General features: G+C 62.6%; 15 protein-coding genes. 11 read left to right on the forward strand and 4 right to left on the reverse strand.

What is annotated here, in order from left to right:
* Positions 1–46 precede the first annotated feature (46 nt).
* Complete coding sequence (locus RAM80_RS21160) at positions 47–1,741, reverse strand: lactate permease LctP family transporter (RefSeq protein WP_416422384.1); 1,695 nt, start codon at positions 1,739–1,741, stop codon at positions 47–49.
* 164 nt (positions 1,742–1,905) lie between these two features.
* Here RAM80_RS21160 and RAM80_RS21165 point away from each other — a divergent pair, with 164 nt between their 5' ends.
* Positions 1,906–2,673: a GntR family transcriptional regulator gene (locus RAM80_RS21165; RefSeq protein ID WP_416422385.1), complete on the forward strand. Its 768-nt coding sequence runs from the start codon at positions 1,906–1,908 to the stop codon at positions 2,671–2,673.
* Positions 2,674–2,790: 117 nt separating this feature from the next.
* Here the strand turns inward: RAM80_RS21165 and smpB are convergent, their stop codons facing one another.
* Positions 2,791–3,273, reverse strand: coding sequence for an SsrA-binding protein SmpB (gene smpB, locus RAM80_RS21170; RefSeq protein ID WP_008373856.1), 483 nt, complete (start codon positions 3,271–3,273; stop codon positions 2,791–2,793).
* 153 nt (positions 3,274–3,426) lie between these two features.
* Between smpB and RAM80_RS21175 the strand changes: the two genes are divergently transcribed.
* Together RAM80_RS21175 and RAM80_RS21180 are read left to right on the forward strand one after the other, a co-directional pair.
* Positions 3,427–3,861: a type II toxin-antitoxin system RatA family toxin gene (locus tag RAM80_RS21175; RefSeq protein ID WP_416422386.1), complete on the forward strand. Its 435-nt coding sequence runs from the start codon at positions 3,427–3,429 to the stop codon at positions 3,859–3,861.
* Positions 3,854–4,171 carry an RnfH family protein gene (locus RAM80_RS21180; RefSeq protein WP_416422387.1) on the forward strand — a complete coding sequence of 106 codons (318 nt, stop codon included), beginning with the start codon at positions 3,854–3,856 and terminating at the stop codon, positions 4,169–4,171. The genes RAM80_RS21175 and RAM80_RS21180 overlap by 8 nt, the downstream gene beginning before the upstream one ends.
* A gap of 42 nt (positions 4,172–4,213) precedes the next feature.
* Here the strand turns inward: RAM80_RS21180 and RAM80_RS21185 are convergent, their stop codons facing one another.
* Complete coding sequence (locus tag RAM80_RS21185) at positions 4,214–4,738, reverse strand: outer membrane protein assembly factor BamE (protein ID WP_416422388.1); 525 nt, start codon at positions 4,736–4,738, stop codon at positions 4,214–4,216.
* A 98-nt stretch (positions 4,739–4,836) separates the two neighbouring features.
* Here RAM80_RS21185 and fur point away from each other — a divergent pair, with 98 nt between their 5' ends.
* Positions 4,837–5,241: a ferric iron uptake transcriptional regulator gene (gene fur, locus RAM80_RS21190; RefSeq protein WP_416422389.1), complete on the forward strand. Its 405-nt coding sequence runs from the start codon at positions 4,837–4,839 to the stop codon at positions 5,239–5,241.
* Between the two features lie 155 nt (positions 5,242–5,396).
* Here fur and recN read toward each other — a convergent pair whose 3' ends face one another.
* On the reverse strand, positions 5,397–7,073 hold the full coding sequence (gene recN, locus RAM80_RS21195) for a DNA repair protein RecN (RefSeq protein WP_416422390.1): 1,677 nt from the start codon (positions 7,071–7,073) through the stop codon (positions 5,397–5,399).
* A 231-nt stretch (positions 7,074–7,304) separates the two neighbouring features.
* On the opposite strand from recN, the gene grpE reads away from it, so the two are divergent.
* The 7 genes from grpE (at position 7,305) to greA (ending at position 17,419) form a co-directional block, all read left to right on the forward strand.
* A complete protein-coding gene (gene grpE / locus RAM80_RS21200) occupies positions 7,305–7,871 on the forward strand; it encodes a nucleotide exchange factor GrpE (RefSeq protein ID WP_416422391.1) in 567 nt (188 codons plus the stop codon).
* Between the two features lie 127 nt (positions 7,872–7,998).
* A complete protein-coding gene (dnaK, locus tag RAM80_RS21205; RefSeq protein WP_416422392.1) occupies positions 7,999–9,918 on the forward strand; it encodes a molecular chaperone DnaK in 1,920 nt (639 codons plus the stop codon).
* Between the two features lie 188 nt (positions 9,919–10,106).
* Positions 10,107–11,237, forward strand: a complete 1,131-nt coding sequence (gene dnaJ / locus RAM80_RS21210) for a molecular chaperone DnaJ (protein ID WP_416422393.1) — start codon at positions 10,107–10,109, stop codon at positions 11,235–11,237.
* Positions 11,238–11,247: 10 nt separating this feature from the next.
* On the forward strand, positions 11,248–12,054 hold the full coding sequence (gene dapB, locus RAM80_RS21215; RefSeq protein ID WP_416422394.1) for a 4-hydroxy-tetrahydrodipicolinate reductase: 807 nt from the start codon (positions 11,248–11,250) through the stop codon (positions 12,052–12,054).
* 396 nt (positions 12,055–12,450) lie between these two features.
* Positions 12,451–13,587, forward strand: coding sequence for a glutamine-hydrolyzing carbamoyl-phosphate synthase small subunit (carA, locus tag RAM80_RS21220; RefSeq protein WP_416422395.1), 1,137 nt, complete (start codon positions 12,451–12,453; stop codon positions 13,585–13,587).
* 137 nt (positions 13,588–13,724) lie between these two features.
* Positions 13,725–16,946, forward strand: coding sequence for a carbamoyl-phosphate synthase large subunit (carB, locus tag RAM80_RS21225; protein WP_416422396.1), 3,222 nt, complete (start codon positions 13,725–13,727; stop codon positions 16,944–16,946).
* On the forward strand, positions 16,943–17,419 hold the full coding sequence (gene greA, locus RAM80_RS21230; RefSeq protein ID WP_416422397.1) for a transcription elongation factor GreA: 477 nt from the start codon (positions 16,943–16,945) through the stop codon (positions 17,417–17,419). The genes carB and greA overlap by 4 nt, the downstream gene beginning before the upstream one ends.
* The last annotated feature ends 8 nt before the right edge of the window (positions 17,420–17,427 follow it).

Raw genomic sequence — 17,427 nt, forward strand, 5'->3', positions numbered from 1 at the left:
GGTTATCAGTACCGGCGCCGCCCAGGGCAGCGCCGGGCGTGTTGCATCAATGCACCAGCATGCCGGTGAACCAGTAGGCCTGGGCCAGGGTGATCAGGCCGACGATGGTGGCGAAGAACAGGCTGTGCTTGAGGGTGAAGCGGAACAGGTCCGACTCCTTGCCCACCAGGCCGGTGGCGGCGCAGGCCACGGCGATGGACTGCGGCGAGATCATCTTGCCGGTCACGCCACCGCTGGTATTGGCGGCCACCAGCAGGGTGTCGCTGACGTTGATCTGGTGCGCGGTGGTGGCCTGCAGCGAGCTGAACAGCGCGTTTGAGGAGGTGTCGGAACCGGTCAGGAACACCCCCAGCCAGCCCAGGAACGGCGAGAAGAACGGGAACGCCGCGCCGGTGGCCGCCAGCACCAGGGCCATGGTCGAAGACATGCCCGAGTAGTTGGTGACGAAGGCGAAGGCCAGCACCATGCCGATGGACAGGATGGGCCAGCGCAGCTCGAACAGGGTTTCAAAGAAAGTGGTAAGACCAATCTTCGTCTTGATCTTCAGCACGGCCATGGAGATCAGCGCGGCGAGGAAGATGGCGGTGCCGGTGGCGGCGATCGGGTCCAGCTTGAACACCGCGGCGATGGGCGTTGGCGTGGCGGCAATCGGCGCCATCTTGATCACCAGCTGGTCCAGGTGCGGGATGGCGAAGTTGAACACCGTCGAGTACATGGCGCCGCCGGCGGCGAACAGGGCCTTGAAGGGTTTCAAGGTCCAGATGGTCACCAGCACGGTGAGGATCAGGAACGGCGACCAGGCCTTGAAGATCTCGCCCAGGCTGTAGGGCGAGACCAGCTGCGTGCGCGGCTTGCCGAAGCCGCCGATGCTGGCCACGGCCGATGCGCCCTCGGCGGTGCCGGCAATGTGGTCGCCGGCGCTGCGGTGCGGCTGCCAGACTTTCAAGAACAGGGTCAGGGCGATAAGGCTGACCAGCGCCGAGGTGATGTCCGGCAGTTCCGGGCCAATGAAGTTGGAGGTGAAGTACTGGGTGATGGCGAAGCTGGCGCCGGCCACCAGGGCGGCTGGCCAGGTTTCGCGCACGCCGCGCATGCCGTCCATCATGAACACCAGCCAGAATGGCACGAACACCGACAGCAGCGGCAGCTGGCGGCCGGCCATGGCGCCGATCTTGAAGGCGTCGATGCCCGTGACCTGGCCGGCGACGATGATCGGGATGCCCAGGGCGCCGAACGCCACGGGCGCGGTGTTGGCGATCAGGCACAGGCCGGCGGCGTACAGCGGGTTGAAACCCAGGCCCACCAGCAGCGCCGCGGTGATGGCCACGGGCGCGCCGAAGCCGGCGGCGCCTTCCAGGAACGCCCCGAAGCAGAAGCCGATCAGCAGCACCTGCAGGCGCTGGTCGTCGGTGATGGACAGCACCGAACTGCGGATGATCTCGAACTGGCCGCTCTTCACGGTGAGCTTGTAGAGGAACACCGCCGCCACGATGATCCAGGCGATGGGCCACAGGCCATAGATAAAGCCATAGCCGGCGGCCGCCAGGGCCATGTCGGCGGGCATGCCGAAGGCGAATATCGCCACCAGCACCGCCAGCACCAGGGTGATGCTGCCGGCCACGTGGCCTTTGAGGCGCAACACGGCCAAGGCGAGGAAGAAGAAGACGATCGGGATGACGGCGGCGAGGGCGGATAAACCGAGGCTGCCAAGCGGGCTGTAGAGTTGTTGCCAGGTTTGCATGTGGGGTGGCCCCTAATTGTTGTTGGTCAGGCACTGCACTGGCATTGGCAAATTGGTAATACCAATTTACAATGCATGTGTGCTAGGTTAGAGGCCCTGCTGTCAGTGTGTCAATTTGTCACCCTGAAACTTTGGTCGCAGTTGGATGAGTGGTGAGGTGTTTCATGGCGTTTGATCAGGTGCGGCAGCGCCGTCTGTCCGACGATATCGTCGAGCGGCTGGAAGGGATGATTCTGGAAGGCACCCTGCGTGCCGGTGAGCGGCTGCCTGCCGAGCGGGCGTTGGCGGAGCAGTTTGGCGTGTCACGGCCGTCGTTGCGCGAGGCCATCCAGAAGCTGGTGGCCAAGGGCATGCTGATGAGCCGGCAGGGCGGTGGTAACTATGTCGTGGAGTCGCTGGGGTCTACCTTCAGCGACCCGCTGATGCAGCTGCTGGAGAGCAACCCCGAGTCCCAGCGCGATTTGCTGGAGTTTCGCCACACCCTGGAGGCGTCCTGCGCGTTTTACGCGGCCAAGCGCGCCACCGAGCTGGACCGGGAGCGGTTGAAGGTAGCGTTCGAGGCGTTGCTGGATTGCTATGCGCGGGAAGACAACGTGACCCGGGCCGAGGAGGGCGCGGCCGACGCCAATTTCCACCTGGCCATTGCCGAGGCCAGCCACAACGCGGTGTTGCTGCACACCATCCGCGGGCTGTTCGACCTGCTCAAGCGCAACGTGGTGATCAACATTGGTGGCATGTACCAGCAGCGCAGCGAGACCCGCGACATGCTGATCAGCCAGCACCGCGAGCTGTACGAGGCCATTATCGAGGGGCGTGCCGAAGACGCCCGGGAGATCTCCAGCCGGCATATCCTGTATGTGCAGGAAGTGCTGGATGAAGTCAGGCAGCAGGTGCAGCGCGTGGCGCGGGCCGAGCGGCGCAAAGGGCTTTGATTGCGGCATGTGGGAGCGGGCTCTGCCCGCGAAAAGGGCGCCGCGATTTGCCTGAAGCAACGCGGTGTTCTTTTCGCGGGCAGAGCCCGCTCCCACAAGGGCGCCCCAGGGGCTGGACTACTCGTCCTTGCCCTTGGTGCGCACGGCGCGGTGCAATTCGCGGTCGGAATCGCGCTCGCGCTCGGTATGGCGCTTGTCGTATTCCTTCTTGCCCTTGCCCAGCGCGATCTCGCACTTGATCAGGTGCTGCTTCCAGTACATGGACAGCGCCACGCACGCGTAGCCTTTCTGTTGCACCAGGGTGAACAGTTTTTCCAGCTCGCGCTTGTTCAGCAGCAGTTTACGGGTACGTACCGGGTCAGCGATGACGTGCGTACTGGCCGCGGTCAAGGGCGTGATATGGCTGCCCAGCAGCCAGGCTTCGCCATCCTTGAGCAGGACGTAGCTGTCGATCAACTGCGCCTTGCCGGCACGCAGACTTTTTACTTCCCAACCGGACAGGACCAGACCGGCCTCGAACTTGTGCTCGATGAAGTAATCGTGTCGCGCCTTCTTGTTCTGCGCGATAGTCCCTTCGGGGTGTTTCTTTTGTTTGGCCATAGGGGGCGCATTATAGGCAGTCGCGACGTTGTCGGCTACGGTGAAGCTACGTGCTTGAGCCCGTGCGGTGAATCCCGGACAATGCGCGATCTTTTTTGATCACCTGGGCCTGGTTGCTGTCGACTGATAGGCACCGGAGGAAATGACGCACTCATGACTACTCATATCCAACGTTCGGCCTTGCTGCCTTACCCTGCGCAGGCCTTGTATGACCTGGTCAACGATGTGGCTAACTACCCGCAGTTCCTGCCCTGGTGCTCGTCCAGCACGGTTTTGGAAAACACTGACACCTTGATGCGCGCCAGCCTCGAAGTGGCCAAGGGCGGGCTCTCGCAGAAATTTGTCACACGAAATGTACTGGTGCCTGGCAGGTCCATCGAGATGAACCTCGAGGAAGGCCCGTTCACCCAGCTGCATGGCCTGTGGGTGTTCAAGCCGCTGGGCGAGAAGGCCTGCAAGATCAGCCTCGACATGTCCTTCGACTACGCCGGCTCCATTGTGCGCGCCACCCTGGGCCCACTGTTCAACCAGGCCGCCAACACCATGGTCGATGCGTTCTGCCAGCGCGCCAAGCAGCTCTATGGCTGAGGCAAGCCTAGAGGTGGAAGTAGTATTTGCCGCCGTGGACCGGCAGGTGCTGCTGAGCGTGCAGGTGCCGGTGGGTTGCTCGCTGCGTGAAGCGGTGGAGCGCTCGGGCATTGCCGCGCACTTCCCCGGGCTGGATGTACTGGCCTGCCCCATGGGTGTATTCGGCAAGGTGGTGGCGGACCCGTCCCGCCCGGTGGAGGCGGGGGAGCGCATCGAGCTGTACCGTCCGCTGATCGCCGACCCCAAGGAGGTGCGACGTATGCGCGCAGCCAAGGCCGCGGAAGCTGCGAGGCTACGCGCAGGCGAATAAAAAAGCCCCGGCACTGGCCGGGGCTTTTGTCATGCCAACCGCTTACTGCGGGTTGGCTTCGATCGGTGCTGGCGTAGGCACTGGCACCACTTTCACGTCGTCGACGCTGCGCTGGATCTGGTCCAGGGTGGAGCCCGGCTTGGCCGGTGCTTCCTTGGCCGGCTGCGGCGCGTTTTCGGCAGGTTCAGCAGGCGCTGCGGCTGGAGTGCCGAGGATGGTCTGGTCCTTGCTGACGCCAGGCATGAAGTCGCCCGACAGGCTGGCCAGTTGATCGTTCTCGTTAAAGAAAACGCTCATCCGTTCCTGCTGGCGTTCGCCGCCACCTGGTTGGATACTGTAGAGGTAATCCCAGCGATTGGCGTGAAACGTATCGACAAGCAGAGGGTTGCCCATGATAAACCGTACTTGCCGGCGGGTCATTCCCGGGCGCAACTGGTCTATCATGTCCTGCGTGACGACATTGCCCTGCTGGATGTCGATTTTGTAAACCCCGGGGAATGAACAACCGGCGAGTGCGAGCAGTCCCACGAAGGTGAGGCTGAATAGCAAGTGCTTGGTGTTTTGCATCGGTGGGCGACTTCCACTATCTTGGCTGGGACAACGTAAACCCCGATCATACCCGCATTAAGAGAAGCTGCGAAGCAGCATCGGCGAGAAAGCTGACCATGGTTGAAAATAGCGAGTTACGAAAAGCCGGCCTCAAGGTGACCCTGCCTCGAGTCAAGATCCTGCAAATGCTTGACGCTGCAGAGCAACGCCACATGAGTGCCGAGGATGTCTACAAGGCGCTGATGGAAGCGGGCGAAGATGTGGGCCTGGCCACGGTTTACCGTGTACTGACTCAATTCGAAGCTGCCGAGCTGGTAGTACGTCATAACTTCGATGGCGGCCATGCGGTGTTCGAACTGGCCGACAGCGGCCACCACGACCACATGGTCGACCTGGACACTGGCGAGGTGATTGAGTTTGTCGACGAGGAGATCGAGAAGCTGCAACACACCATCGCTGAGCGCCACGGCTACGAGTTGGTTGACCACAAGCTGGTCCTGCAAGTCCGCAAGAAGAAGTAATCTACCTGCGTGACGGACGAAGGCGGCCTTAGGGCCGCCTTTGTGCTTTCTGGGCAGAGATCGTTGTGGGAGCTGGCTTGCCAGCGAGTTTTTGGGGCCTCAACAGCTCGCTGGCAAGCCAGCTCCCACAGAGGTTTTCAGAGAGATTATCGTCATCAGCCGCAGCGGGCGGTGACTACCATTTTCTTCGCGTGGGCCAGGGATTCCTTGGTCAGGTCGATGCCGCCCAGCATCCGCGCCACCTCTTCCACACGCTCTCCTTTATTAAGGTTGGCCACCGCCGTGCGCGTTTCGTCGCTGCCGCGCTGCTTGTGCACGAACAGGTGGTGATGGCCTTGCGCCGCAACCTGCGGCAAGTGCGTGACGGTCAGCACCTGGCCGCGCTCGCCCAGGCGGCGCAGCAGTTGGCCGACGATCTCGGCAGTAGGGCCGCCGATGCCCACGTCCACTTCGTCGAACACCAGGGTCGGCACCCGCGAGGTTTGTGCGGTGATCACCTGGATGGCCAGGCTGATGCGCGACAGCTCGCCCCCCGAGGCCACCTTGGCCAGGGACTTGAGCGGCTGGCCGGGGTTGGCACTGACCAGCAGTTCTACCTGCTCCAGGCCATGGGGCAGCAGTTCGTCGCCGGCATGGGGGCGCAGTTCGATTGTGAAGCGCCCGCCCGGCATGCCCAGGCGCTGGATTTCCACTTCCACTGCGGCCGCCAACTGGGTGGCGGCGTGCGCGCGCAGGCCGCTGAGTTCGCGGGCGTGCTCCTGGTAATGACGGGCGTAGGCTTTCACTTCGTCGGCCAGGCGTTCGATGGCCTCGTCGTTGGCGTTCAGCGTCTCGATTTCGTCCAGCAGCTTCTGTTGCAGCGCCGCCACTTCGGTGGGGTGGATGCGGTGCTTGCGCGCCAGGGTATAGATGGTGTCCAGGCGCTCTTCCAGTTGCTGCAGGCGCGCCGGGTCGGCGTCGAAGTGGTCGAGGAAGCGGTTCAGTTCGCCCACCGCTTCTTCCACCTGGATCTGCGCGCTGGACAGCATGCTGGCCGCCTCGCCCAGGGCGCGCGGGGCGTTGTGCACCGCGGTCAGGCGGTTGAGGCTGGCGGTGAGGGCGCTGAGCACGTTGCCCGAGTCGTTCTCGCTGCAATGGTCGATCACCTGGCGGCAGATGCCGAACAGGGCCTCGGCGTTGGTCAGGTTCTTGTGTTCCTGCTCCAGCAGCTCCAGCTCGTTGTCGCCCAGGTTGAGGTTTTCCAGCTCTTCCAACTGGTAGCTGAGCAACTGGTGGCGGGCGCGCTGCTCGTCGCCGGAGTTCGACAGGCGGTCGAGCTCCTGGCGGGTCTGACGCCATTTCTGTGCGGCCAGCTGCACCTGGCGAGCCAGGTCGGTGGCGCCGGCGTACTCGTCCAGCAGGCGCCGGTGGGTGTCGGTTTTCAGCAGGGACTGGTGCTCGTGCTGGCTGTGGATATCGATCAGCAGCTCGCCCAGCGCCTTCAGGTCGCCCAGCGGGCAGGGCGTGCCGTTGATGTAGCCGCGTGAACGGCCTTCGGCGGTGATGACCCGGCGCAGGATGCACGGGCTGTTGTTGTCCAGGTCGCGCTCGGCCAGCCAGGTGCGCGCCTCGGGAATGTCGCCCAGGTCGAAGGTGGCGAGGATGTCGGCCTTGTCGGCACCCGGTCGAACTACGCCGCTGTCGGCGCGGTCACCTAGGGTGAGCCCCAGCGCGTCGAGCATGATGGACTTGCCCGCGCCGGTCTCGCCGGTGATCACGCTCATGCCGCGTGCGAGCTCAAGGTCCAGGTGTTCGACGATGGCGTAGTTGTGTACGGATAGGTGCACCAGCATGGGGCGGCTCCCTGGGTAAAAAGGTCTGGTTATTTATACAGTGTTTTTATTTGCCCTGACAATGCCTGCGCTTAGCACCATTGGCTTGCCTGGCGGTTTTTTTAATCGCCAGCGGTGATTTGCCAATGTGCACGCGGCAACACAAAGGCCCTTGAAGCTGAGAATTGCGACCCCATATAGCGGGCAGAAGCGCGAGTCGAGCTCGCAGACGAAATTGAAAGGAGAACCCTTATGGCTGACGAACAGACTCTGGACGAACAGAACCTCGAAGCAAACCAGGCTGGCGAAGCTGGCGCAGAAGACCTCGCCGCGCGGGTGAAAACCCTCGAGGAGCAGCTGGCTGCCGCCCAGGACCAGTCGCTGCGCGTGGCTGCCGACCTGCAGAACGTGCGTCGCCGTGCCGACCAGGACGTGGAAAAGGCGCACAAGTTCGCCCTGGAAAAATTTGCCTCCGACCTGCTGCCGATCATGGACAGCCTGGAACGTGGCGTTGAACTGAGCAGCGCCGATGACGAAGCCCTGCGCCCGATGCGCGAAGGCATGCAGCTGACGCTGAAGATGTTCGAGGACACCCTCAAGCGCTACAACCTGGAAGCCATCGACCCGCACGGCCAGCCGTTCAACGCCGAGCACCACCAGGCCATGGCCATGCAGGAAAGCGCTGACGTCGAGCCCAACAGCGTGCTGAAAGTGTTCCAGAAGGGCTACCAGCTCAACGGTCGCCTGTTGCGCCCGGCCATGGTCGTGGTCAGCAAGGCCCCGGCGCCGGTGTCGCCATCGATCGACGAGCAGGCGTGAAACTTCTGTTAATGGGTGGCCTTGAAATTCCTCCAAGGGCCCCCATTTTGATGTCAAGCGTTTAAGTGCTACCGCAGACAGCCACTACTGCTGCGGCATCCAAATCCAAAGTTTCGGGAGAGTTAACATGGGCAAGATTATCGGCATCGACCTGGGGACCACCAACTCCTGCGTCTCCATTCTGGAAAACGGCAAGGCCAAGGTCATCGAGAACGCTGAAGGCGCTCGTACCACCCCATCGATCATCGCCTACGCCAACGACGGCGAAATCCTGGTTGGCCAGTCGGCCAAGCGCCAGGCCGTCACCAACCCGCACAACACCCTGTACGCGGTTAAGCGCCTGATCGGCCGTCGTTTCGACGAAGAAGTCGTGCAGAAAGACATCCAGATGGTCCCTTACAAGATCGTCAAGGCTGACAACAGCGATGCCTGGGTGGAAGTGAACGGCCAGAAAATGGCTCCGCCACAGATTTCCGCCGAAATCCTGAAGAAAATGAAGAAAACCGCCGAAGATTACCTCGGCGAGGCAGTGACTGAAGCGGTCATCACCGTGCCTGCCTACTTCAACGACAGCCAGCGCCAGGCCACCAAGGATGCCGGTCGCATCGCCGGCCTGGACGTAAAACGCATCATCAACGAACCAACCGCAGCCGCACTGGCCTACGGCATGGACAAGGCCAAGGGCGACCACACCGTGATCGTCTACGACCTGGGTGGCGGTACCTTCGACGTGTCGGTCATCGAGATCGCTGAAGTCGACGGCGAGCACCAGTTCGAAGTACTGGCTACCAACGGCGACACTTTCCTGGGTGGCGAAGACTTCGACATCCGCCTGATCGACTACCTCGTCGACGAGTTCAAGAAAGAAACCGGCATGAACCTGAAGGGCGACCCCCTGGCCATGCAGCGTCTGAAAGAAGCCGCTGAAAAAGCCAAGATCGAGCTGTCCTCCAGCCAGTCGACCGACGTCAACCTGCCGTACATCACTGCAGACGCCACCGGTCCTAAGCACCTGAACGTGAAAATCTCGCGTGCCAAGCTGGAATCGCTGGTTGAAGACCTGGTTCAGCGCACCATCGAGCCTTGCCGCATTGCCCTGAAAGACGCCGGTATCGACGTTGGCTCGATCAACGACGTGATCCTGGTCGGCGGCCAGACCCGTATGCCGCTGGTACAGAAAGCCGTTACCGACTTCTTCGGTAAAGAAGCTCGCAAGGACGTAAACCCTGACGAAGCCGTTGCCATGGGTGCTGCCATCCAGGGCGCCGTGCTGGCCGGTGACGTGAAAGACGTACTGCTGCTGGACGTCAGCCCGCTGACCCTGGGTATCGAAACCATGGGTGGCGTGATGACTGCGCTGATCGAGAAAAACACCACGATTCCTACCAAGAAATCGCAAGTGTTCTCGACTGCCGACGACAACCAGAGCGCCGTGACCATCCACGTGCTGCAGGGCGAGCGCAAGCAAGCCGCGCAGAACAAGTCGCTGGGCAAGTTTGACCTGTCCGAGATCCCGCCAGCCCCACGCGGTGTTCCACAGATCGAGGTGACCTTCGACATCGACGCCAACGGCATCCTGCACGTAGGCGCGAAAGACAAGGCTACCGGCAAGACCCAGTCGATCGTGATCAAGGCCAACTCGGGCCTGTCTGACGAAGAAATTCAACAGATGATCCGCGACGCCGAAGCGAACTCGGAAGAAGACCGCAAGTTCGAAGAACTGGCCGCTGCCCGCAACCAGGGTGACGCGCTGGTGCACTCGACTCGCAAGATGGTCACCGACGCGGGCGACAAGGTCACCGCCGAAGAGAAAACCGCTATCGAGGCGGCCGTGGTTGCCCTGGAAGCCGCTGTCAAAGGCGACGACAAGGCTGCCATCGACGCCAAGGTCGAAGAGCTGTCGAAAGTCAGCGCGCCGGTTGCCCAGAAGATGTACGCCGAACAGGCCGAACAGCCTGCAGGCGCGGCAGCCCAGCCTGCTGAAGAAGCCGGCAAGCACGACGACGTCGTCGACGCCGAGTTCGAAGAAGTCAAAGACCACAAGTAATTACTGCTTGTTGTCGGCCAGTTGACTGCCCTTTGGCAGTCGCTGGTAGGATGTCGCCGCGCGGGGGCTTGCTCCCGCGTTGGCGTGTCTGGAATAGACGAATTTTTACAGCATGCGACTGACTCGGATGCTGTCGGCACGGTCGGAGGCCCTCGTGCGCTCCGACGTCCTGAAGAGACAATAGAACTATGTCAAAGCGTGACTATTACGAGGTTCTAGGGGTCGAGCGCGGCTCCAGCGAAGCCGATCTGAAAAAGGCCTATCGCCGCCTGGCGATGAAGCACCACCCGGACCGTAACCCGGGCGACAAAGCGTCGGAAGACATGTTCAAGGAGGCCAACGAGGCCTACGAAGTGCTGTCCGACTCCAGCAAGCGCGCAGCCTACGACCAGTACGGCCACGCCGGCGTCGACCCAAGCATGGGTGGCGGTGGCGGCTTTGGCGGGGGCGGTGCCAACTTCTCCGACATCTTCGGCGACGTATTCAGCGACTTCTTCGGTGGCGGCGGCCGTGGCGGCTCCCGCGGCGGCGCCCAGCGCGGCAGCGACCTGCGCTACACCCTGGAACTGAACCTGGAAGAAGCGGTGCGCGGCACCACGGTCAGCATTCGCGTGCCGACCCTGGTCAACTGCAAGCCGTGCGATGGCTCGGGCGCCAAGAAAGGCTCCGCGCCGGTCACCTGCCCAACCTGTGGCGGTATCGGCCAGGTGCGCATGCAGCAGGGCTTCTTCTCGGTGCAGCAGACCTGCCCGCGCTGCCATGGCCAGGGCAAGATCATTTCCGACCCGTGCGAATCCTGCCGTGGCGAAGGCCGCGTGGAAGAGTACAAGACCCTGTCGGTGAAAGTGCCGGCTGGCGTCGACACCGGTGACCGCATCCGCCTGTCGGGCGAAGGCGAGGCCGGCACCCAGGGTGGCCCGACCGGCGACCTGTACGTGGTGATCAACGTGCGCGAGCACGACATCTTCCAGCGCGACGGCAAGCACCTGTACTGCGAAGTGCCGATCAGCTACACCGAGGCTGCCCTGGGTGGTGAGCTGGAAGTGCCGACCCTGGACGGCCGCGTGAAGCTGAAGATCCCCGAAGGCACCCAGACCGGCAAGCAGTTCCGCCTGCGTGGCAAGGGCGTGGCCCCTGTGCGTGGCGGCGGTGCTGGCGACCTGATGTGCCGCGTGGCGGTGGAAACCCCGGTCAACCTCAGCCGCCGTCAGCGCGAGCTGCTGGAAGAGTTCCGCTCCACCCTGGAAGGCGACAGCTCGCATTCGCCCAAGGCCAGCGGCTGGTTTGAAGGCGTGAAGCGCTTCTTCGGCGATCTGTAAGGAATCTGGCATGAGACGTATTGCGGTGATGGGCGCTGCCGGGCGCATGGGCAAGAACCTGGTCGAGGCCGTGCAGCAGCGCGCGCCGCTGACCGGCCTGACCGCGGCGATCGTTCGCCCGGGCAGCACGATGATTGGCGCCGACGCCGGCGAGCTGGCCTCGCTGGGCCGTATCGGCGTGCAGTTGACCGGCAACCTGGAGCAGGTGGCGGATGAATTCGATGTGCTCATCGACTTCACCCTGCCGGACGTGATGCTGAAGAACCTGGCGTTCTGCCGCAAGGCAGGCAAGGCCATGGTCATCGGCACCACCGGCCTGAATGCCGAGCAGAAGCAGTTGCTGGTGGAGGCGGGCAAGGACATCCCGATCGTCTTCGCTTCCAACTTCAGCGTCGGCGTGAACCTGTCGTTCAAGCTGCTGGACCTGGCGGCGCGGGTGATGGGCGAAGAGGCCGACATCGAGATCATCGAGGCTCACCACCGCAACAAGGTCGACGCGCCTTCGGGCACGGCCGTGAGCATGGGTGAAGTGGTGGCCAAGGCCCTGGGGCGCGACCTGTCCAAGGTGGCGGTCTATGGCCGTGAAGGCCACACCGGCGTGCGTGAGCGCGACACCATCGGCTTCGCCACCGTGCGTGGCGGCGACGTGGTGGGCGACCACACCGTGCTGTTCGCCGCCGAAGGCGAGCGCCTGGAGATCACCCACAAGGCCTCCAGCCGCATGACCTTCGCCAAGGGCGCCGTGCGTGCTGCCCTGTGGCTGGATGGCAAGGCTGCCGGGCTGTACGACATGCAGGACGTGCTCGACCTGCATTGATCGATTGTGGGAGCTGGCTTGCCAGCGAGTTTTTGGGGGTATCAACAGCTCGCTGGCAAGCCAGCTCCCACAAGGCCTGCGTCCCGTCGCCGCACCGTGGTGCGGTCGACGGGGTTGCCGGGGGCGAAAAAGCTCGCTGGCAGGCCTGCTCCCACGTACAATTACGGCTCCAGACCCCGTTTTAACCCCGCCACGCGATTCCTTGTCGCATTCCTCTGCCTTTCAGGCTCATTGGCGGTAGATAAAAAAATCATTTTTCTGTAAGCTACAGCTTTAGTGTGTCCACTAAAAGCGCGCAGATAATTCGATGAAGAAGCGGGGTGACGTGTCTATACGTCATTCCGCTTTTTTACAACCTGCGATCGCCCTTTCAGGTTTTATTTACGGGAGGTCTTCTTGACTAAGCCAGCCATACTTGCCCTTGCTGATGGCAGCATTTTTCGCGGTGAAGCCATTGGCGCCGACGGCCAGACTGTCGGTGAGGTGGTGTTCAACACCGCAATGACCGGCTATCAGGAAATCCTTACCGATCCTTCCTATGCCCAGCAAATCGTTACCCTGACCTACCCGCACATCGGCAACACCGGCACCACCGCCGAAGACGCCGAGTCGAACCGCGTCTGGTCCGCCGGCCTGGTCATCCGTGACCTGCCACTGGTTGCCAGCAACTGGCGCAACACCCAGCCCCTGGACGAATACCTGAAGGCCAACAACGTCGTTGCCATCGCCGGTATCGACACCCGTCGCCTGACCCGCATCCTGCGTGAAAAAGGCGCCCAGAACGGCTGCATCATGGCCGGTGACAACATTTCCGAAGAAGCCGCCATCGCCGCCGCTCGCGCCTTCCCAGGCCTGAAAGGCATGGACCTGGCCAAGGAAGTGACCACCAAGCAAGCCTACCAGTGGCGCTCCAGCGTCTGGAACCTGGCCACCGACAGCCACCCGGAAATCGCCGACAGCGAACTGCCGTACCACGTGGTTGCCTACGACTACGGCGTCAAGCTGAACATCCTGCGCATGCTGGTAGAGCGCGGTTGCCGCCTGACCGTGGTACCGGCACAGACCCCTGCCGCCGACGTGCTGGCCCTCAACCCTGACGGCGTGTTCCTGTCCAACGGCCCGGGCGACCCCGCGCCATGCGACTACGCTATCCAGGCCATCAAGGAAGTGCTGGAAACCGAGATCCCGGTGTTTGGCATCTGCCTGGGTCACCAGCTGCTGGCCCTGGCCTCCGGCGCCCAGACCGTGAAGATGGGCCACGGCCACCACGGTGCCAACCACCCGGTCCAGGACCTGGACACCGGCGTCGTGATGATCACCAGCCAGAACCACGGTTTTGCCGTTGACGAGGCGACCCTGCCGAGCAACGTGCGGGCGATCCACAAGTCGCTGTTCGACGGTACCCTGCAGGGCATCGAGCGCACCGACAAGAGCGCGTTCAGCTTCCAGGGCCACCCTGAAGCCAGCCCAGGCCCGAACGACGTGGCCCCGCTGTTCGACCGCTTCATCGACGCCATGGCCAAGCGCCGCTGAGTGAAGCTGTTGGAAGCGTAACGCGCGCCGTGCAGGCCCCGCTTCAAGCGGAGACAGCCTGCCCGGCGCCGCCAAAGAATGTTCAAGGCGGCTCGCCTCAGGGCCTGCCGACTGACCTGCGGATTTGAGTGACAACCATGCCAAAACGTACAGACTTAAAAAGCATCCTGATTCTCGGCGCCGGCCCCATCGTGATCGGCCAGGCCTGTGAATTCGACTACTCCGGCGCCCAGGCCTGCAAGGCCCTGCGCGAAGAGGGCTACCGCGTCATCCTGGTGAACTCCAACCCGGCCACCATCATGACCGACCCGGACATGGCCGACGCCACCTACATCGAGCCGATCAAGTGGCAGACCGTTGCCAAGATCATCGAGAAAGAGCGTCCGGACGCCGTGCTGCCAACCATGGGTGGCCAGACCGCCCTGAACTGCGCCCTGGACCTGGAACGCGAAGGCGTGCTGGAAAAGTTCGGCGTGGAAATGATCGGTGCCAACGCCGATACCATCGACAAGGCTGAAGACCGTTCGCGTTTCGACAAGGCCATGAAGGCCATCGGCCTGGCGTGCCCGCGTTCCGGCATCGCCCACTCCATGGAAGAAGCCAACGCGGTCCTCGAGACCCTGGGCTTCCCGTGCATCATCCGTCCATCGTTCACCATGGGCGGCACCGGTGGTGGTATCGCCTACAACCGTGAAGAATTCGAAGAAATCTGCGCCCGTGGTCTGGATCTGTCGCCGACCAAGGAACTGCTGATCGACGAATCGCTGATCGGTTGGAAAGAGTACGAGATGGAAGTGGTCCGCGACAAAAAGGACAACTGCATCATCGTCTGCTCCATCGAGAACTTCGATCCGATGGGCGTGCACACCGGTGACTCGATCACCGTTGCCCCTGCACAGACCCTGACCGACAAGGAATACCAGATCCTGCGTAACGCCTCCCTGGCGGTGCTGCGCGAGATCGGCGTGGAAACCGGCGGTTCGAACGTGCAGTTCGGTATCTGCCCGAACACTGGCCGCATGGTCGTGATCGAGATGAACCCGCGTGTATCGCGTTCCTCGGCACTGGCCTCGAAAGCCACCGGCTTCCCGATTGCCAAGGTCGCGGCCAAGCTGGCTGTTGGCTACACCCTGGACGAACTGCAGAACGACATCACCGGCGGCAAGACCCCAGCGTCCTTCGAGCCGTCCATCGACTACGTCGTCACCAAGCTGCCACGCTTCGCCTTCGAGAAATTCCCGAAAGCCGATGCCCGCCTGACCACCCAGATGAAATCTGTCGGTGAAGTCATGGCCATCGGCCGTACCTTCCAGGAATCCCTGCAGAAAGCCCTGCGCGGCCTGGAAGTGGGCGTTTGCGGCCTGGACCCGAAAGTCGAGCCAAGCAACCCCGAGTTCCACAGCATTCTGAAGCGCGAACTGACCGTGCCGGGCGCCGAGCGCATCTGGTACGTGGCCGACGCCTTCCGTTCGGGCATGACCTGTGACGAAATCTTCGCCCTGACCGCCATCGACCACTGGTTCCTGGTGCAGATCGAAGACCTGATCAAGGACGAAGAGCGCGTCAAGACCCTGGGCCTGGCCGACATCGACAAGGCCCTGATGCTGAAACTCAAGCGCAAGGGCTTCTCGGACCAGCGCCTGGCCAAGCTGCTGGGTGTTACCGACAAGAACCTGCGTCGTCACCGCCACAAGCTGGAGATCTTCCCGGTCTACAAGCGCGTTGACACCTGCGCCGCCGAGTTCGCCACCGACACCGCCTACCTGTACTCCACGTACGAGGAAGAGTGCGAGGCCAACCCGTCGACCCGCGACAAGATCATGATCCTGGGCGGTGGCCCGAACCGTATCGGCCAAGGCATCGAGTTCGACTACTGCTGCGTACACGCGGCCCTGGCGCTGCGTGCCGATGGTTACGAAACCATCATGGTCAACTGCAACCCGGAAACCGTGTCCACCGACTACGACACCTCCGACCGCCTGTACTTCGAGCCGCTGACCCTGGAAGACGTGCTGGAAGTGGTACGCGTCGAGAAGCCGAAAGGCGTGATCGTCCAGTACGGCGGCCAGACCCCGCTGAAACTGGCTCGTGCCCTGGAAGAAGCCGGCGTGCCGATCATCGGCACCAGCCCTGACGCCATCGACCGCGCCGAAGACCGCGAGCGCTTCCAGCAGATGGTCCAGCGCCTGAACCTGCTGCAGCCGCCAAACGCCACTGTGCGCAGCGAAGAAGAAGCCATCCGCGCTGCCGGCGCCATCGGCTACCCGCTGGTGGTGCGCCCGTCCTACGTACTGGGCGGCCGTGCGATGGAAATCGTCTACGAACTGGACGAGCTGAAACGCTACCTGCGCGAAGCGGTGCAAGTGTCCAACGACAGCCCGGTGCTGCTGGACCACTTCCTCAACTGCGCCATCGAGATGGACGTGGACGCGGTCTGCGACGGCACCGACGTGGTGATCGGCGCGATCATGCAGCACATCGAGCAAGCCGGCGTCCACTCCGGTGACTCCGCGTGCTCGCTGCCGCCGTACTCGCTGCCTGCCCACGTGCAGGACGAAGTGCGCGAGCAGGTCAAGAAGATGGCCCTGGAACTGGGCGTGGTCGGCTTGATGAACGTGCAGCTGGCCCTGCAGGGCGACAAGATCTACGTGATCGAAGTCAACCCGCGCGCCTCGCGTACCGTACCGTTCGTGTCCAAGTGCATCGGCACTTCCCTGGCCATGATCGCTGCCCGCGTGATGGCTGGTAAAACCCTGAAAGAGCTGGGCTTCACCAAGGAAATCATTCCTAACTTCTACAGCGTGAAAGAGGCGGTCTTCCCGTTCGCCAAATTCCCTGGCGTAGACCCGATCCTGGGCCCAGAGATGAAGTCCACCGGTGAAGTCATGGGTGTCGGCGACACCTTCGGCGAAGCCTTCGCCAAGGCCCAGATGGGCGCCAGCGAAGTGCTGCCTACCGGCGGCACCGCGTTCATCAGCGTGCGTGACGACGACAAGCCACTGGTGGCCGGCGTTGCCCGCGACCTGATCGCCCTGGGCTTCGAAGTGGTTGCCACCGCTGGCACCGCGCGCGTCATCGAAGAAGCCGGCCTGAAAGTACGCCGTGTGAACAAAGTGACCGAAGGTCGCCCGCACGTGGTCGACATGATCAAGAACGACGAAGTCACCCTGATCATCAACACCACCGAAGGCCGTCAGTCGATCGCTGACTCCTACTCCATCCGTCGCAACGCGCTGCAGCACAAGATCTACTGCACCACGACCATTGCTGCTGGCGAAGCGATCTGCGAAGCGCTGAAGTTCGGTCCGGAAAAGACCGTGCGTCGCTTGCAGGATCTTCACGCAGGATTGAATGCATGAATAAATACCCCATGACCGTCCAGGGCGCTCGCGCCCTGGAGGAAGAGCATGCCCACCTGACCAAGGTCGTGCGCCCCAAGCTCAGCCAGGACATCGGCACTGCCCGTGAACTGGGTGACCTCAAGGAAAACGCCGAGTACCACGCTGCCCGCGAACAGCAGGGCATGGTCGAGGCGCGCATCCGTGACATCGAAGGCCGCCTGCAGAACGCCGTGGTCATCGACGTCACCACCATCGAGCCTACCGGCAAGGTGATCTTCGGCACGACCGTCGAGATCGCCAACGTCGAGACCGACGAGCGGGTCAAGTACCAGATCGTCGGTGAAGACGAAGCCGACATCAAGCTGGGCAAGATCTCGGTCGGCTCGCCGATCGCGCGCGCCCTGATTGCCAAGCAGGAAGGCGACGTGGTGGTGGTCAAGACGCCTGGCGGCGTTATCGAGTACGAGATTGTCGAAGTCAGCCACATTTGAAAAACGTC

Origin of the sequence: Pseudomonas sp. App30 (assembly GCF_047947025.1) — a bacterium.
Taxonomy (GTDB): Bacteria; Pseudomonadota; Gammaproteobacteria; order Pseudomonadales; family Pseudomonadaceae; genus Aquipseudomonas.

Bases quoted from the DNA above. Each gene is read 5' to 3' on its own strand.
- carB (WP_416422396.1), top strand. From the start codon at position 13,725: ATGCCAAAACGTACAGACTTAAAAAGCATCCTGATTCTCGGCGCCGGC.
- RAM80_RS21180 (WP_416422387.1), top strand. From the start codon at position 3,854: ATGGCTGAGGCAAGCCTAGAGGTGGAAGTAGTATTTGCCGCCGTGGAC.
- smpB (WP_008373856.1), bottom strand. From the start codon at position 3,273: ATGGCCAAACAAAAGAAACACCCCGAAGGGACTATCGCGCAGAACAAG.
- grpE (WP_416422391.1), top strand. From the start codon at position 7,305: ATGGCTGACGAACAGACTCTGGACGAACAGAACCTCGAAGCAAACCAG.
- RAM80_RS21160 (WP_416422384.1), bottom strand. From the start codon at position 1,741: ATGCAAACCTGGCAACAACTCTACAGCCCGCTTGGCAGCCTCGGTTTA.
- RAM80_RS21175 (WP_416422386.1), top strand. From the start codon at position 3,427: ATGACTACTCATATCCAACGTTCGGCCTTGCTGCCTTACCCTGCGCAG.
- fur (WP_416422389.1), top strand. From the start codon at position 4,837: ATGGTTGAAAATAGCGAGTTACGAAAAGCCGGCCTCAAGGTGACCCTG.
- RAM80_RS21165 (WP_416422385.1), top strand. From the start codon at position 1,906: ATGGCGTTTGATCAGGTGCGGCAGCGCCGTCTGTCCGACGATATCGTC.
- greA (WP_416422397.1), top strand. From the start codon at position 16,943: ATGAATAAATACCCCATGACCGTCCAGGGCGCTCGCGCCCTGGAGGAA.
- RAM80_RS21185 (WP_416422388.1), bottom strand. From the start codon at position 4,738: ATGCAAAACACCAAGCACTTGCTATTCAGCCTCACCTTCGTGGGACTG.
- dnaK (WP_416422392.1), top strand. From the start codon at position 7,999: ATGGGCAAGATTATCGGCATCGACCTGGGGACCACCAACTCCTGCGTC.
- dnaJ (WP_416422393.1), top strand. From the start codon at position 10,107: ATGTCAAAGCGTGACTATTACGAGGTTCTAGGGGTCGAGCGCGGCTCC.
- recN (WP_416422390.1), bottom strand. From the start codon at position 7,073: ATGCTGGTGCACCTATCCGTACACAACTACGCCATCGTCGAACACCTG.
- dapB (WP_416422394.1), top strand. From the start codon at position 11,248: ATGAGACGTATTGCGGTGATGGGCGCTGCCGGGCGCATGGGCAAGAAC.